Source organism: Patescibacteria group bacterium (assembly GCA_041665345.1).
Classification (GTDB): domain Bacteria; phylum Patescibacteriota; class Patescibacteriia; order PEXW01; family PEXW01; genus JBAYJA01.
This window is the reverse complement of sequence record JBAYJA010000001.1, coordinates 534,956-549,541: the sequence shown is the minus strand read 5'-3', so window position 1 is coordinate 549,541 and position 14,586 is coordinate 534,956. Positions and strand designations below refer to the sequence as shown.

The window sequence follows — 14,586 nt, the reverse complement described above, 5'->3', positions numbered from 1 at the left end:
GCAAAGCTTAACGCTTCTGCCACTGCGGGGCGCGGCGAGCACGCTTCAAACCGTACTTCTTGCGCTCTTTGACGCGGGCATCCCGGGTCAACATGCCTGCCTTCTTGAGGGAAGCACGCAGATCAACGTCCAGAGTTTGGAGCATGCGGGCAATGCCGTGCGCCATGGCGTGCGCCTGGGCGGGAACGCCACCGCCTTGGACTTTGATGGTCCAGCGGCCAGTTTGCCAGTTGGCAATGGTCAGCGGGCGCTTGGCCAGCTCTTGCCAGGTAAAGTACCCAAAGTACTTTTCCACGGGCAAGTTGTTTACCACAATTTCCCCGGTACCCAGTTTGTAGTAGCGCACGCGGGCAACCGCAGTTTTGCGGCGGCCAACTGTTGACTGGTACTCCTCCCGGGCGGGCATGGCCACCGTGTGCAGCGCTTCCACCTTTGGTACGGCTGCTTTGTGGACTACTTTCTTCACCGCGCGCTTCACCACAATCTTCCCGCCAGCAGCAGTGTGCTTGGTGGGTTTCTTGGCCGCGGCTTTGGCGGCGGGTTTGCGGGCTGGCTTGGCAGTAGCTTTGGTAGGCATTTGGAAAAAAGTTTACGGTTTGACGGTGAGCCGCTTGAGCAGGAGCGCGCGCTGCCGGTTGTTGGGCAGCATGCGCTTCACGGCCAGAATGATGATGGAGGTTGGATCTTTAGCAAGCTTGTCTCGCAGGTTGGTGCTGCGCAAGCCACCGGGGTAGCCGGAGAAGTGGTGGTAGTGCTTCTGGGTGAGCTTGTTGCCGGTCACCATAATCTTCTTGGCATTTTCCACCACCACCCGGTCGCCAGTAATGGCATCTGGCCGGTAGCTAGGACGGTGCTTGCCCATGAGATAGACGGCAACTTGGGTTGCAAAACGACCCAGGACTTTGCCGCTGGCATCCAGAGTCACAATCGTTTGTGGTGGTGAGGGTTTACGCATTAGTCGATGAATTCAAGCATTGCCTGGTGGCCGCCGTCGCCTTGGCGTTGGCCAATGAGCATGCGGCGAGTGTAGCCGCCTTTGCGCTCTTTGAACTTGGGGCCCCAGGTGGTAAGGAGTTTGTTGACTGCAGCTTCCGGCAAGGTGCGCATAAGCTGACGCCGGGCAGCCAGGGTGTTGCTCTTCGCCGTGGTCACGGCGCGCTCCACTAGAGGTTGCACCGCGCGGACTTTAGCCGTGGTGCTCACAATCCGTCCGGTCAGCACAACACTCGCCACCATCTGGCGCAACATGGCGTTGCGTGGTGCAGCTTTTCGATCAAGAGTGGGACGGGTCTTCCGGTGGCGCATACAAAATATTATTCAGCGTCTTCAGCTTTCTCTTTCTTGGTTGCTTTCTTTTTCTTCGCAGGTTTTTCGTCTGCTACTTCAGCAACCGCAACAGCAGGAACGGACTCGAGCAAATGTTGGAAGTGGTCAACCAGGATATGCGTGGCATCACCAAAGGCAGCTGCGGGGGTGATGGTACCGTCCGTGCGGATGGTCAATGTCACTTTGTCGTAGTTGGTCATTTGGCCAACGCGGACGTGCTCCACGGCAAAGTTCACATTGCGCACTGGAGTGTAAATCGCATCCACAGCAATCACGCCCAGATCCAACCGCTCTTTCTCGCGCTGCTCCACGGGGACGTACCCACGGCCAACGCCAACCGTGCACTCAATTTCCAAATCGGCAGCTTTGTCGGTTAGGGTAGCAATGACATGCTCAGGGTTGCGGATTTCAATGTTGGCTGGGCACTTAATGTCCCCAGCGGTTGCAACCTTCTCACCCTTCACCTTCAGCATCACGGTGCCGCCTTCCCCTTCGTGCACAGCCAAGCGTACGCCTTTGAGGTTCAAAATGAGGTCCACCACGTCTTCTTTCACATGTGGAACTGTGGCAAATTCATGCGTGGCATTGGTAATCTTCACCGCGGTAATTGCAGCGCCAGGTAACGAGGACAGGAGGACGCGACGCAGGGCATTGCCCAGCGTGGTGCCGTAGCCAGGGAAGCATGGTTCAATGACCACGTCCGTAACGTTGGGCTCGGTGTCGGTGAAGGAAATTTTGGATGGGAGTTGGATGCGTTCCATAAGCGTTTCGTAAACGAACTAGCGAGAGTAAAATTCGACGATGAGCTGCATGTTGAGCGGCTGCTGCACGTCATCCCGTTCGGGGAGCCGAGCCAGCGTGGCTGACACTTTTTCCATGTCCACGGTCAACCAGGTAGGCACGGCTTCGTGCACGCCTTTCAAACGTTCCTGCACCTGGGCTTTCACCCGGGCCGTGGGTTTGAGGGTAATCACTTCGCCAACTTTCAGGCTGAAGGAAGGAATGGTGACGCGCTTGCCATTCACCATGACCATGCCGTGGCCCACGTACTGCCGGGCCTGGGCGTGCGTGGCGGCAAAGCCAGCGCGGAACACGGCATTGTCCAGCCGGCGCTCCAGGAGCTGCAGCAAGTGCTGGCCAGTGTCGCCTTTCTTCCGCTTGGCTTTCACAAAGTAGTTTGAAAATTGCCGTTCCAGCAAACCGTAGATGGCGCGGGCTTTCTGCTTCTCGGCCAGCTGGGTGCCATACTCGGACATGCGGGACGCGCCCTTGGGGCCGTGCTGCCCGGTTGGGTAGGGACGACGGGTGACTGGACACTTCGCAGCGTCGCAGAGTTTCACGCCGTACCGACGGCAGCGCTTATGTTTTGGACCAAGAGTACGAGCCATAAGAAGTGTTAGACGCGGCGAACTTTAGGTGCCCGAACACCGTTGTGCGGAATGGGCGTGACATCTTTGATTGACGTAATTGCTAAACCATTGCCAACCAGGGCGCGGATCGCGGCTTCCCGGCCACTGCCAATGCCTTTGACGCGGACATCCACCTGGCGCAACCCCACGTCCTTAATCTTCTCCATGAGCTGGCGAACAATCACCCCGGCGGCGTACGGTGTGCCCTTCTTGGGGCCGCGAAAACCTGCGGCGCCGGCAGAGCGCCAGCCAATGACGTTCCCATTCAAATCCGCAATGCTCACAATGGTGTTGTTGTAGGTGGCTTGCACAAAAGCAATGCCGTGCTGCACGAACTTCTTGGACTTCTTGCGCTTCTTTTTGGCTGGAGCCGTGGCTTCCACCTCAGGTGCAACAGGAGCGCCGGGAAGTTCGGTGCTAAATTCGGGTAAGACTTTTGCTTGGTCGTCAGACATAGAGGCGGGTTAGGTCTTTTCTGCTGAAGGTTTGCGGCCACTGCCCATGGTGCGGCGGACGTTACCACGCGTGGTGCGGGAATTGGTCTTGGTGCGTTGGCCGCGAACCGGCAAGTTGCGCGCGTGGCGCATGCCCCGGTGCGAGTTGATTTCTTTCAAACGCTTGATGTTCATGAGAATGTCACGTCGCAGATCCCCTTCTACCTTGTGGCCTTTTTCCACCAGTTCACGCAACTTGTTCACGTCCGTATCACTCAGATCATTGGTCCGCGTCTGGGGATTCACTTTTGCCTCAGCCAAAATCCGCTCAGCCAGGGTGGGCCCAATGCCATAAATGTACCGCAAGGCAATGCGGATGGGTTTATTTGGAAGGGTGACACCGGCGATACGTGCAGCCATAGATTAGCCTTGACGTTGCTTATGCTTGGGGTTACTGCAAATGACCAGCAGCTTCTTGCCCCGTCGAATGACGCGGCATTTCATGCAAATGGGTTTAACAGAGGCGCGAACTTTCATACAGGAAATTACTTGCGGTAGGTAATCCGACCCTTGTGCAGGTCGTAGGGGGTCATTTCCAGAATCACCGAGTCCCCGGGGAGAATTTTAATCTTGTTCATGCGCATGCGGCCGGAGAGGTGCGCCAGAATAATGTGGCCGTTCTGCAAACGGACGCGAAAGGTAGCGGAAGGCAGGAGTTCTTCAATAATCCCATCAACCTCCAAAAAACCTTTCTTATTGACCCCGCGTGCTTCCGGCTTGGGAAGTCCATCTTGGGGTTTTCGGCGGAATCGAGCCATGCGGTGGAAAGTTCCTGGGTCAGGCAAACACCCGTCCGAAAACACCGAGGACGGTACTGTGCAACTACCTCCCAATACAAAGATGGGATAGTCAGTACACAGCAGCATCAGGACAAGGGCGAGCGCAACAGAGACCAGGTTGTAGAGAATAAAACAGCTACCAGTGGACTGTACCAGACCGCTGGAGGGACGTCAAGGGCTGGGGTGGAGGAATGGAATACGGGTAACGGTATCGCAACCCGTATCGGCAATGGGCATAGGATTTCGTAAAAGGTTGGGTTACAATTGCTTGATTCTTTAACGATTGCCGTCATCCGTGTAACGTATCTCGATACGGGGGGTATGGCTTACTTAAACAAACTCCTCCCCCCCCCTTTCGAAGGAGGGGGTAGGGGAGGTAACCCTAATGGAGGTGACAAGGTGGTGCACAACCAGAGCACCCTCTCCAGGGTGCGTGGATTGTTGGTCACGAGCCAGAGAGTCATCTTGGTTCCGTATGACAGCGGGATTGCCACGTCACTCGCCACCGCAGCAGCGGGGTCCCGCCAAGGCGGTGAAAGACTCGTTCCTCGCAATGACAGATTGTTGCAGGCTTCCAGGATCTCTACAGCTTTACCGCTCTATGGCTTTACAACTACCCAACCACTGCCTTTATCCGCCGTACCCCGGCGGAAACTGACTTCTCCGACTGGATCTTAAAGCTGCCCAGCTCCCCCGTATGCGTCACGTGCGGGCCGCCACAGAGTTCCTTGGAGTAATTTCCCACAGAATAGACCGTAACCTTCTCTGGGTACTTCTCTTTGAAAAAAGCTAAAGCCCCGGCTGCGAGGGCGTCTTTGATGGGCATTTCCTGTTTTTCCACAGGTAAGTCTTCCTTGATTTTGGCGTTCACAATGGTTTCCACCTGGAGAATCTGCTCTGGCGTCATTTTCTGGGGGTAACGGAAGTCAAAACGTAAACGCTCTGGGGTAATGTCTGACCCGTCCTGCTGCACCTCTGGACCCAGTACGTCGCGCAGAGCTTGCTGCAGCAAGTGGGTGGCCGTGTGCAACCGCGTGGCAATTTTTCGTTCCTCGTCCGTCAAATCAGCGCTGTACAAACCATGGCCGCCAAATTTGCTGGTGGCGCCGGCGCGGGACACACCGCGATGCTTGTCCAGTTCAATTTCAAAGTCTGCCTGGTCAAAGGCAAAGCCTTTTTGGCGCAACTGATCCACGGACGTGCCGTAGGTCGTGAACAATTGGACGGCTGCTTTGCCAGTAATTTGGATGTGGGACTCCCCTTGCGGCGTTTCCACTTGCCCAAGGACATGGTCCCGCGGCAACTGCTTTACCAGTTTGCCAATATCCATGAGCCGGACTTTCTCATAATTCCCATACTCTTTTTGGAAGTCTTCCAAAATCGCTTGGCGCTTCTGCTCCAGCTCGGGGTAGGCATGCCCGTACTCTTTCGCCACCGCATCAAAGACTGCTGACAAATCTGGATTTGGGTGGAGGTACTGGTCACAGGCTCGGCGAAAAATGCGGCGCAGAATGTAACCCTGCTCTTTGTTACTAAAACGCACTTCATCCGCGCGGAGGAAGATCGCGGCCTTCAAGTGGTCTGAGACAATGCGCAAGCGGCGCACATCTTCCACATCAACACCCGTCAACGCGAAGTGCGGGTCGGCTTTCACCACGTCAATAATATGTGCGAACGCTTCGGTTTGGAAAACGCTGTCCTTCCCCTGCAAGATCATAGCCAAGCGTTCCAAACCCATACCCGTGTCAATATTCTTCATGGGCAATTCAATATACGCGCCCTCAGCATTCTTCTCATACTGCATAAGTACCAAATTCCAGACTTCCAGGAACCGACCACAATTGCAATTGGGCAAGCACTTGGCCCCCAAGTCACACGGCGTACCCGTCCGGTCAATGTGGATTTCCGTACACGGGCCGCAAGGGCCAGTCTGGCCGGGTGGACCCCAGAAGTTTGCATCATGCCCGTACCCAGCAATGCGTTCCTTGGGCAAGTACTGCTGCCAGAGCTTGGCTGATTCACTGTCGGCAGGTAAGTGCGTTTTCACTTTCTTCACCCGCACGTCATCCCCGTGGAAGTACGTTGCCCACATCCGGTCTTCAGCGACGTGTGCCACTTTTGTGCAAAATTCCCAGGCGTAGGCAATGGCTTCTTTCTTGAAGTAATCCCCCACGCTAAAGTTCCCCAGCATTTCAAAGAAGGTTAGGTGCGTGGCATCCCCCACTTCGTCAATGTCCGAGGTGCGGAAGCACTTCTGCACGCTGGTGAACCGGCGGCCACCCAAGTCTGCCTTGGGATCCCGCTCCCCCAGCATGTATGGCTTGAACTGCTGCATACCCGCAGTGGTGAGCAAAACGGATGGGTCATTTGCGGGAATGAGCGAGGACGACAATATCACCCGGTGCTTCCGCGTTTCAAAGAAATGCAAGAATTTTGAACGAATATCCTTCAGCTGCATGTGTGCCTAGTGTACGCGAAAAACCCTGCCAAAGGCAAGTTGAGCTCCGCCAAATAATGCCTGTAATGAAAGAGGCAAAGGCAGAGCGAAACCCCGCAGCTGCATATTACTTTAACGTATGCGGGGTCAGCAGATAGCAAAACACGATCCAGGAGGGACCGTGTCATGGAAAGAACGAGACGAATGTACTGCCTTTGATGAAGTTACACTTAAATGCCGAGTACGTGTGCAAGCGCGTGACGCATTGGTTGAATATCGTACGCATAACCTTTTTCTTGCAAAACCTTTTCGGTATCGGCAAATTCCTGTTCGAACCGCTTTTGTGTACTGTCAATCATCTCTTGTGAGAGTCCCTCTCTCACTAGGAATTGCATCGTTCGTTGGTACATTGCGCTTAAGGTTTGGATCCGAATGCAGCAGATCATCAACGATGATGTTCTTGGTCCAATACCTGACGTCCGGAAGTACTCTGGGATTGAGGGGTGTGACTCCAGAAGTATTAGACACTTCTGGTGCCATTCAAGCGTTGCAGGCATAATCTCAGTGCCTCGCAAAGAGAGGAGCATTTCCAGAGCGTAACAGTGTGCCTCGTAACAGCGATCTTTCAAACGCTTCCTCATGAAAAGAAAAGATCGGATTGTCAGAACAAGAAGTACGAAAAATATCAGACCCACGACTACGTACATGGCAATGAAATGATTTGTAATGTTCTCCATTTTTTTCTCCTATTTGTTGATTTTCTATTCCTTCCTTCAAGGGTTATTTGAAAACCGCTGGAGGAAGGAGGGTACGAGGTTGTGAGGCTCGTACCCGGTTCCGAAAATAAATGTGCGACTTAAGCGGCCAACTTCACACCAATGAGTTGGTGAGAGAGGCCCTTGGGGTTGGGTACCAGTTGAATGTGCTGGTACGTAATGACCGAACTCTCAGGCACGTACCGAAGACCGTTATTGGTTCGGTTGGTGATATGCCGCCAGTAAATTTTCACTGACTGCACTTCTCCATCCAAACGGACTTTGGCAACGCCGACACCCATGGCAATGTTGAACCAACAAACGTAACCATGACCATTCTTCGGCGAAATGAGTAGCTCTCTTGGCTCGTGGTATGCGCTGATGGGCGGGAGAACCTTGACGAACTTTTTGGCTAGGTTCTCGATGTACGGCATGAGCGCGGTCCACTGGTGGATGCCTTGCGAGAAGTACGGGCAGCGTACCAGACCTTCCTGGTCACGGTAGCAAGTTCCGCGGTGGGTAACCTGCTGGCATAGGAAGAATCGGTCTTCCTGTCGTACCACGGAAATTTCGTACACCGAGAAGTCTCCATCCGAGCCAATGGCAAACACCTTGATATGGTTATCCGGATATGCTGGAACGCCTTGAGCGTTCAGCTTTACGGTGAACTCAACACTAACCACTTCGTCTTCCACGACCCAATCCCGAAGTGTGATAACCTTTTCACGCCCAGTTATTGAGAAGGCGAAACTCCGGGCAGCTTGTGCTGCAGTCGGTAAAACCGCAACACTGATGTCCAGCGGTCCGCGTAGGTCGGTCTCAAAGAAACCATCCTGAGCCACTGTGGCCTGCTGGCCGTTTACGTAGACTCTCTTAAACAAGCACATAACAACTCCTTGTTGTAAAGTGTTTTTATTTCAGTTTTAACTGCTGAGAATACACCAAAACCCCTTATTTGTCAAGGGTTACCACATTTTCTGCTTTTTTACTCGCCTAAGTGGGTTTGGAAAAAGCCCACAACTTTTTTGGCATACCTATCCCCGCCCGTGGCAAATGTATCATTATGCCCAGCCCCTTGGACTACCATTAGCTCAGCAGGGCCTGTGGCACTGCCTTGGACGCGCAGGGCATCCCAGAACGGTACGGTGCGGTCAGCAGTGCCATGAATGACGAGCAACGGAATGCTGCCAAGTTTGTGCACATTTTGGAAAGGTTTGATGTTCGCAAAGTACGCACCGGTCCGAACCTTAATGAGGTACAGCACTAAGTTCCCAAGTGGAAAAAAAGGAAATTTACCCAAGTACTCTTTGAAACTCATTTTAATGAGTGAGGTGAATTCCGCGTAACTGGAGTCCACAATAATTGCTCGCACACCTGGCAATTCACCACCCTTGAGCAAGGCGACCGAACCACCCATGGAAAAACCAAAAATACCCAGGCGGTCTGTATCAATGTCTTTTCGGGAGCGCAGGTAATCAACAGCACCCACCAAATCTCGCTGCTCTTCTTCGCCAAAGGTAATGTAGTCTCCTCCACTCTCACCTGAACCACGGAAGTCAAAGAGAAAGAGATTGTACCCTTGCGCGTGCAGGAGTTTGGCTTGGGGGAGAAGCTGGGTTTTGGAATGGCTGTACCCGTGGAGGAGGAGAATGGTTTCTGGCCGGTTGCCTTTGATGAAGGCACCAGACAGCTGTACCTTGTCCGTTGCAGCAAAGCGGACAAACTCTGGGTGGAAACCAAACGTCACCCAATCCTCCGGACGGATCTCCCGCGGACTTTTGATAAGGCTATCTGCAATTTTCCAGGCGGCCACGATGAGCGCGACCACCGCAGCCACGAAGAGAATGAGGGCAAGGTTGATGAGCATACAGCTACAGTTTTCCGTCGAGAGCAGCGTTGACCAAGGCGTCTGCCCGCTTGTTCTGCTCGCGCGGGATATGCTGGAAGGTTACTTTTTGAAACTGCTGGCACTGGTTCCATACTTGGGTAAAGAGTTTGGCCAAGTTTGCATCTTTCACCTTGTACCGCCGGTTGAGCTGTTCCACAACCAACAGACTATCCAGGAAACAATGCACCATGGTCGCGTCCTTTGCTTTTGCCGCATTCAGCGCTCGGAGTAATGCCGTGTACTCAGCAACATTGTTCGTGGCTTCGCCGATGCATTCGCCAACCGAAGCCACGGTCTGCCCTTCAATTTCCATGACGTAGCCAATGGCGGCTGGCCCTGGGTTACCCCGGGCGCCGCCGTCTGTCCACACTGTAGCCATGATGGGAATCATACGTCTAGATTGTGACGGTGAAGATCAACAACCTTCAATTGTAATTCCCGGGTTCCGTTCCACTCATTCTTGTCCACGGTGTAGGCAATATCCACTTTATCACCTACTGTCAGATCCTTCCCCCAAGTGAGCCCCGCGCCAAAGGCAATGAACTTGCGCACTTCGGGCACGACGTGGTTCACGTGAATGCGCAGGTGCTTCCCCTCTTTACCCACTGGTTGCAGGTCGGTGATAGTCATGTGCCGGGTGGCGAAGACGGGCTTGGGGTTACCTTCGCCAAAAGGTTCAAACTGATCCATCACATCAAAGAGCTCCCAGTCCACGTGCTGCAGCGGAATGTCTGCATCAATCCGAATGTCTTTTTCCAAATCAGCTTCAGTCACGCGCTCGCTGGTGTCCTGCTCCATTGCCTGGATAAATGTGTCCACCGCATCAACCCGGAGAGTGAAGCCGCACGCACCAGCATGGCCACCGTACCTCACAAGCAACTCTTTGTGACGGAGCAAGGCTTCGGTAATGTGAAACTGCGGAATACTGCGACCTGAACCCACAAACTCCTCCCCATGGGCAGACATGACCAATACCGGCCGGTGGTACGCGTCAGCTAACTTTCCGGCCACCAAGCCCAGAATCCCCACTGGCCACTGATCGCCTTTGGCAATGAGCATCCGCTTTGATGAGGTGACCTCGCCAATGGATTGCTTTGCTTCCCGCAAAATTGTTTCGGTAAGTTTCTGTCGTTCAGCATTGCTGGTATTCAACGCAATGGCCAAGGCAGTTGCTTCAGATGCATCTGGGGCGACCAGCAAACGGTACGCCGTACTGGCATGATCCATCCGCCCAGCGGCATTCAAGCGTGGGCCAATTTGAAAACCAATGGTGGTGGTATCAATATTCTCCTGCTTCATACTGCTGACCTCTGCCATGGCACGCAAACCCGGACGCGGCGACTTTCGCAGCACCACCAAGCCAAACTTCACCAGGGTTCGGTTTTCGCCAATGAGCGGCATGAAGTCCGTGATGGTGCTAATGGCTACGAAATCCAGCAGCCATTTTTCAAAACCTTCGATGCTTAAACCATTGAGTATTTTTTGTCCACACTTGCGGAGCAACGCCTGCGCAACTTTGAATGCCACGCCTGAACCAGCCAGGTGTGGGAAGGGGTAACCACAGTCAGGTAATTGCGGATTGATAATGGCGTACGGCTTGGGCATGACTGCCGGGGCGTGGTGGTGATCGGTAATGATCACGTCCATACCAAGCTCGTGCGCACGGGCGACTTCAGCCGCGTTGCTGGTGCCGCAGTCACAGGTGATAATGAGCTGCGCGGCGTGATTCTTCTTCAGGTGCTCAATGGTCTGCAGGTTCAGGCCATACCCTTCCCGTTCCCGGTGCGGCAAGTACACGTCCACGTCTGCACCCAGGGCGGACAGGGTAGTCGTCAGCACTGCGGCGCTGCACACACCATCTGCGTCGTAGTCACCGTGGACAATAATCCGTTCTTTCTTTGCAATCGCCTGGAGGATTCGATCCACGGCCTTCTGCATATCCCGAAACAGGAAAGGATCATGAATGTCCTTCCCCCAGTCGGGCTGCACAAATTCGTCCATCGTCGCTTGGGTACGAAGGTTCCGGTTCCAGAGTAATTGGAGCACAATTGGGTTGAGTTCTGGGAATTGCCGCCGCACCTCCTCAGGCACCGGCTCTGCCACCCGCCATGTCGTCTGCATATTCTGGTAGTATACCAGACTTTTTGGGTTTTCTACGCATAAAAAAAGGGAAGAAAAAGCCGTCAGTCAGGTGACCAACGGCTACTTTTTTCCAAACCCGGCAACGCAAGATGGGTGGCGAAAAAGTCCACACTTACTGCAGACAAGCCACGCAAAGGACGTTGTTGCTTCGGCATGTTGGAGTGTGCCTCCACACGGGCACAGTGGTTCGTGTGAAACGGCAATTGGGGGCGTACTGAACTTCTGACGCAACCAAGAAATGAGCATTTTCCTCCTCCTTGAGGGATAGAGACTAGGTTACTCCGGCGGCTGAAAAATGCAAGGGTTGCCAAAAACCCCCAAGCGCAGGGCTGCTTGACAATGGGTTAGCCAGACTAAATGAAGGTCTGCAGCGTCGCTGCAAGATCCACGGCAAGTGGCTTATGCACCAAGGGTTCGTGCCGCAATTCAGAGATCCGCTCTTCCAGGGTTGGACGGATTTCCCGGTAGAGCAGACCAGTGGGGATTTTGTCACCCCACTCCAGTGCTTTGGCAAAGGCTTCGGTTTTGTTCGTAAAGTCGTACGGTGTGGTCTCCACTTTGTACACCCGCTTGAAAAACCAGGAGAAGGTATTGTGATGGTTGAAGGTCACGCAGGGTTGCAGCACGTTGATATGCGCCATGCCTGGGTGCGCTACCCCGTCTTTAATGAGCTGGGTGAGTTGGCGCGTGTCACCGGAAAAGCCCTGCGCCACGAATGTCCCGCCGGCGGCAATAGCCAGAGCTGGAGGATTGATGGGCTGATCAGGTGCACCTTCAGGTGCAGAGCTGGTTTTCTCACCTTGCTCCGTGGTGGGAGAGGTTTGGCCTTTGGTCAGACCGTACACCTGGTTATCATGCACAATGTAGGTGATGTCCGGGTTGGACCGGAGCGTGTGGATGAAGTGATTCCCGCCTTCACCATACCCGTCGCCGTCACCGCCCACCACGATCACCTTCAGTTTTCGGTTGGCCAGCTTGGCGCCCACGGCCACTGGCAGGGCGCGGCCGTGCAAACCATGGAAGCCGTAGGACTTCACAAAGCTGGACATGTTACCAGAGCAGCCAATGCCGTAGACCACCAAAACGTCAGCTGGGTTCCAGTCCATTTCCGTGAAGGCATTTTTCAAGGCTGTCCAAATGCCAAAGTCACCGCACCCTGGGCACCAGGTTGGCACTTTCTCCGTATTGAATTTTGCACTCTGCTGGGGTGTGGTTTCCATAGGCTTAGACAATCCCTTTCACGTAGTCCACAATTTCCTCTGGCCAGAAAGGCCGACCATCATACTTCAAAAGTTGATGGTTGCACTGCAAGCCAGTGTACTCGCGCAGCACGCCGCCAAACTGGCCAGAAAAGTTATTCTCCACCAGCACAGTCTGCTTTGCGGCTTTGAAAAAAGTATGCATTTCCTCCACCGGGAATGGCAGGATGTACAGAGTTTGCAGAATGTTCACCCGAATGCCCATCCGGGTCAGCTTCCGCATGGCTTCGCGACATGAGAGCGTGGCAGAACCCCAGGTGACCATAGTAATATCCGCATCCGCGTCTCCGTACAAAAGGACACGCGGCGGCAGGTCTGCCATGGCCGCAGCGAGTTTCCGTTCCCGCTTCTGCACTTGGAGCACGCGCATTTCTGAGGTTTCGTCCGCATGGCCAATTGCATCATGCTCGTCAGAATTTGCCGTGTGCACCCCACCCGGCTGCCCTGGGACACTGCGTGGGGTAACCCCATTTGCCGTGTCTGCGTACCGTTGGTAGGTATCCACACCCTGCAACATCGCTGCATCAGCAAACCCGGCTTTGGTTGGCTGCAACTGCTCCAGCGCAAAATGTGGAGTACTCCAATGGCTCTCCGCTAAGTACTTATCCGTAAGGATAGTGACCTGCAAGTGGTAGGCTTCGGCAATTTGCATGGCGCGGGCTGATTCTTGAAATGCCTGCGTCACATCACCTGGCGCCACAATGATGCGGGGGAAATCCCCTTGCGAGGCATGCATCACCAAACGCAGATCCCCTTGCTCTGTCCAGGTTGGCAAACCCGTGGATGGACCGGGGCGCATGGCATTCACAATAACCAGCGGCACTTCAGCTTCTGCGGCCAAACCCACACCTTCGGTCATTAAGCAGAATCCCCCGCCAGAGGTGCCTGTGGCAGCGCGGGCACCGGCGTAGGCTGCGCCAATAGCCAGGTTCACGGCAGAAATTTCATCTTCTGCATGGCGAACCACAATGCCGTAGGTTGAGGCTACTTCCGCCAAACCCGTGAGAATGGAGGATGAAGGTGTCATGGGATACGCCGCGTAGAATTTCAAACCACCATGGAGCAGACCAAGGACAATTGCATCATTCCCCGTCATCACCATGCGCGGAGGAAGTTGCTGCGCTTGCATGCTCCAGCCAAATTGCTCTGGCACGTGCTCCATCACGTGCTGGTACCCGGCCATGCAAATGTCTTCATTCATTTTCACCACCGCCTCACCCTTAGCGCTAAACGTGTCGTGCATGACGCCGGCAATCAACTCCTTGGGTGCGCGAAGCAACCCCAGCGTTGCACCCAAGGCCACCGTGTTCCGCATGATATCTTTGCCACCCAAGTTATTCGCGATTTTCAAAAAAGGCACACCAATGACCTGGACATCTTTTCGATTCCCCAGCATTGCATCGTTGATCACCAGCTTGTCTGGGTCGTGCAGAATGACCCCACCTGGACTCAGCTCTTTGGCATGGAGCCGAACGGTTTCCTCGTTCAAAGCAACCAGGATTTCAATCCCCTGGTCGTGCGAAAAAATTTGCTCAGCATCCACCTGCACCACCTGGGTGTTGTGCCCACCCCGAATGAGGCTGGGGTACTCGCTGTAGTCCGTGACCCACAACCCTGCGCGTGTGCAAATTTTGCTCAGCATGGCGCCGGTGACCATTATGCCATCGCCAGCCTGCCCCCCAATTTTCCAGGTAAAACTATTGACCGTTGGTTTCATTGTTTCTAGTATAACATAAGGACAAAATCCAAATGAAAGTGAGGGAAAATGCCCGGGAAAATTCTCATTGTCACTCCTCCTCCTGGAGAAGCACCTGACTGGGTGCGTGAAGCTTGGGTAGGACTAGAACTACCTTTTGAGTACGCGAGCCCTGGCGGATACGTCGGGGGTGTACTGACGGGGAAACGAGTGAACAGAAGTGGCTTTCAGGTAAATACCAAAGAAGCCCTGAACATCTTACGCCAAAGCAACCAAAAAGCATGCGCCTGGTGGGAAAACAATGCGCCGCTCGTACACATGGGCGCATTCGTATTCGACAGCTCTGTTTGCCAAGTGCTTGACTAGCAACCTGACCTCCTGCAATTGCGGGAGGTCTTTTA

The 14,586-nt window shown here is 54.1% G+C and carries 18 protein-coding genes; 1 reads left to right on the top strand and 17 read right to left on the bottom strand.

Translation table 11 applies throughout. The features are described 5' to 3' along the window. Positions 1-7: 7 nt before the first annotated feature. From rpsI to WCV85_02805, 17 genes are all read right to left on the bottom strand, one after another. Complete coding sequence (rpsI, locus tag WCV85_02885; GenBank protein MFA6473795.1) at positions 8-577, bottom strand: 30S ribosomal protein S9; 570 nt, start codon at positions 575-577, stop codon at positions 8-10. A 12-nt stretch (positions 578-589) separates the two neighbouring features. Next, the gene (gene rplM, locus WCV85_02880) at positions 590-955 is read right to left on the bottom strand and encodes a 50S ribosomal protein L13 (protein MFA6473794.1); all 366 of its coding nucleotides are present in this window, start codon (positions 953-955) and stop codon (positions 590-592) included. Next, complete coding sequence (rplQ, locus tag WCV85_02875) at positions 955-1,305, bottom strand: 50S ribosomal protein L17 (GenBank protein MFA6473793.1); 351 nt, start codon at positions 1,303-1,305, stop codon at positions 955-957. The genes rplM and rplQ overlap by 1 nt, the downstream gene beginning before the upstream one ends. 8 nt (positions 1,306-1,313) lie before the next feature. After that, the gene (locus WCV85_02870; GenBank protein MFA6473792.1) at positions 1,314-2,087 is read right to left on the bottom strand and encodes a DNA-directed RNA polymerase subunit alpha; all 774 of its coding nucleotides are present in this window, start codon (positions 2,085-2,087) and stop codon (positions 1,314-1,316) included. 18 nt (positions 2,088-2,105) lie between these two features. Further along, on the bottom strand, positions 2,106-2,714 hold the full coding sequence (gene rpsD / locus WCV85_02865) for a 30S ribosomal protein S4 (GenBank protein MFA6473791.1): 609 nt from the start codon (positions 2,712-2,714) through the stop codon (positions 2,106-2,108). 8 nt (positions 2,715-2,722) lie between these two features. Then, complete coding sequence (rpsK, locus tag WCV85_02860; GenBank protein ID MFA6473790.1) at positions 2,723-3,190, bottom strand: 30S ribosomal protein S11; 468 nt, start codon at positions 3,188-3,190, stop codon at positions 2,723-2,725. 9 nt (positions 3,191-3,199) lie between these two features. Further along, positions 3,200-3,589, bottom strand: a complete 390-nt coding sequence (gene rpsM, locus WCV85_02855) for a 30S ribosomal protein S13 (GenBank protein ID MFA6473789.1) — start codon at positions 3,587-3,589, stop codon at positions 3,200-3,202. Positions 3,590-3,592: 3 nt separating this feature from the next. After that, positions 3,593-3,706 carry a 50S ribosomal protein L36 gene (gene rpmJ / locus WCV85_02850; GenBank protein ID MFA6473788.1) on the bottom strand — a complete coding sequence of 38 codons (114 nt, stop codon included), beginning with the start codon at positions 3,704-3,706 and terminating at the stop codon, positions 3,593-3,595. Positions 3,707-3,714: 8 nt separating this feature from the next. Then, a complete protein-coding gene (gene infA / locus WCV85_02845; protein MFA6473787.1) occupies positions 3,715-3,912 on the bottom strand; it encodes a translation initiation factor IF-1 in 198 nt (65 codons plus the stop codon). Positions 3,913-4,621: 709 nt separating this feature from the next. Beyond that, positions 4,622-6,466: an alanine--tRNA ligase gene (locus WCV85_02840; GenBank protein ID MFA6473786.1), complete on the bottom strand. Its 1,845-nt coding sequence runs from the start codon at positions 6,464-6,466 to the stop codon at positions 4,622-4,624. 835 nt (positions 6,467-7,301) lie between these two features. Next, positions 7,302-8,087: a hypothetical protein gene (locus tag WCV85_02835; GenBank protein ID MFA6473785.1), complete on the bottom strand. Its 786-nt coding sequence runs from the start codon at positions 8,085-8,087 to the stop codon at positions 7,302-7,304. Between the two features lie 98 nt (positions 8,088-8,185). Then, positions 8,186-9,067, bottom strand: coding sequence for an alpha/beta fold hydrolase (locus WCV85_02830; GenBank protein ID MFA6473784.1), 882 nt, complete (start codon positions 9,065-9,067; stop codon positions 8,186-8,188). Between the two features lie 4 nt (positions 9,068-9,071). After that, positions 9,072-9,479 (bottom strand): ribonuclease HI family protein, encoded by a 408-nt coding sequence (locus WCV85_02825; protein MFA6473783.1) that lies wholly within the window; start codon positions 9,477-9,479, stop codon positions 9,072-9,074. Then, positions 9,476-11,209, bottom strand: a complete 1,734-nt coding sequence (gene recJ / locus WCV85_02820; GenBank protein ID MFA6473782.1) for a single-stranded-DNA-specific exonuclease RecJ — start codon at positions 11,207-11,209, stop codon at positions 9,476-9,478. The genes WCV85_02825 and recJ overlap by 4 nt, the downstream gene beginning before the upstream one ends. An 81-nt stretch (positions 11,210-11,290) precedes the next feature. Continuing rightward, positions 11,291-11,476 carry a hypothetical protein gene (locus WCV85_02815; GenBank protein MFA6473781.1) on the bottom strand — a complete coding sequence of 62 codons (186 nt, stop codon included), beginning with the start codon at positions 11,474-11,476 and terminating at the stop codon, positions 11,291-11,293. A 107-nt stretch (positions 11,477-11,583) separates the two neighbouring features. Then, a complete protein-coding gene (locus WCV85_02810; protein ID MFA6473780.1) occupies positions 11,584-12,450 on the bottom strand; it encodes a 2-oxoacid:ferredoxin oxidoreductase subunit beta in 867 nt (288 codons plus the stop codon). A gap of 4 nt (positions 12,451-12,454) precedes the next feature. Then, complete coding sequence (locus tag WCV85_02805) at positions 12,455-14,206, bottom strand: 2-oxoacid:acceptor oxidoreductase subunit alpha (GenBank protein MFA6473779.1); 1,752 nt, start codon at positions 14,204-14,206, stop codon at positions 12,455-12,457. Between the two features lie 48 nt (positions 14,207-14,254). On the opposite strand from WCV85_02805, the gene WCV85_02800 reads away from it, so the two are divergent. Beyond that, complete coding sequence (locus WCV85_02800) at positions 14,255-14,551, top strand: hypothetical protein (GenBank protein MFA6473778.1); 297 nt, start codon at positions 14,255-14,257, stop codon at positions 14,549-14,551. The last annotated feature ends 35 nt before the right edge of the window (positions 14,552-14,586 follow it).

Excerpts from the sequence above, each read along its gene's own strand:
- rpsI (MFA6473795.1), bottom strand. The coding sequence starts at position 577 with ATGCCTACCAAAGCTACTGCCAAGCCAGCCCGCAAACCCGCCGCCAAA.
- rplM (MFA6473794.1), bottom strand. The coding sequence starts at position 955 with ATGCGTAAACCCTCACCACCACAAACGATTGTGACTCTGGATGCCAGC.
- rplQ (MFA6473793.1), bottom strand. The coding sequence starts at position 1,305 with ATGCGCCACCGGAAGACCCGTCCCACTCTTGATCGAAAAGCTGCACCA.
- WCV85_02870 (MFA6473792.1), bottom strand. The coding sequence starts at position 2,087 with ATGGAACGCATCCAACTCCCATCCAAAATTTCCTTCACCGACACCGAG.
- rpsD (MFA6473791.1), bottom strand. The coding sequence starts at position 2,714 with ATGGCTCGTACTCTTGGTCCAAAACATAAGCGCTGCCGTCGGTACGGC.
- rpsK (MFA6473790.1), bottom strand. The coding sequence starts at position 3,190 with ATGTCTGACGACCAAGCAAAAGTCTTACCCGAATTTAGCACCGAACTT.
- rpsM (MFA6473789.1), bottom strand. The coding sequence starts at position 3,589 with ATGGCTGCACGTATCGCCGGTGTCACCCTTCCAAATAAACCCATCCGC.
- rpmJ (MFA6473788.1), bottom strand. The coding sequence starts at position 3,706 with ATGAAAGTTCGCGCCTCTGTTAAACCCATTTGCATGAAATGCCGCGTC.
- WCV85_02840 (MFA6473786.1), bottom strand. The coding sequence starts at position 6,466 with ATGCAGCTGAAGGATATTCGTTCAAAATTCTTGCATTTCTTTGAAACG.
- WCV85_02835 (MFA6473785.1), bottom strand. The coding sequence starts at position 8,087 with ATGTGCTTGTTTAAGAGAGTCTACGTAAACGGCCAGCAGGCCACAGTG.
- WCV85_02830 (MFA6473784.1), bottom strand. The coding sequence starts at position 9,067 with ATGCTCATCAACCTTGCCCTCATTCTCTTCGTGGCTGCGGTGGTCGCG.
- WCV85_02825 (MFA6473783.1), bottom strand. The coding sequence starts at position 9,479 with ATGATTCCCATCATGGCTACAGTGTGGACAGACGGCGGCGCCCGGGGT.
- recJ (MFA6473782.1), bottom strand. The coding sequence starts at position 11,209 with ATGCAGACGACATGGCGGGTGGCAGAGCCGGTGCCTGAGGAGGTGCGG.
- WCV85_02815 (MFA6473781.1), bottom strand. The coding sequence starts at position 11,476 with ATGCTCATTTCTTGGTTGCGTCAGAAGTTCAGTACGCCCCCAATTGCC.
- WCV85_02810 (MFA6473780.1), bottom strand. The coding sequence starts at position 12,450 with ATGGAAACCACACCCCAGCAGAGTGCAAAATTCAATACGGAGAAAGTG.
- WCV85_02805 (MFA6473779.1), bottom strand. The coding sequence starts at position 14,206 with ATGAAACCAACGGTCAATAGTTTTACCTGGAAAATTGGGGGGCAGGCT.
- WCV85_02800 (MFA6473778.1), top strand. The coding sequence starts at position 14,255 with ATGCCCGGGAAAATTCTCATTGTCACTCCTCCTCCTGGAGAAGCACCT.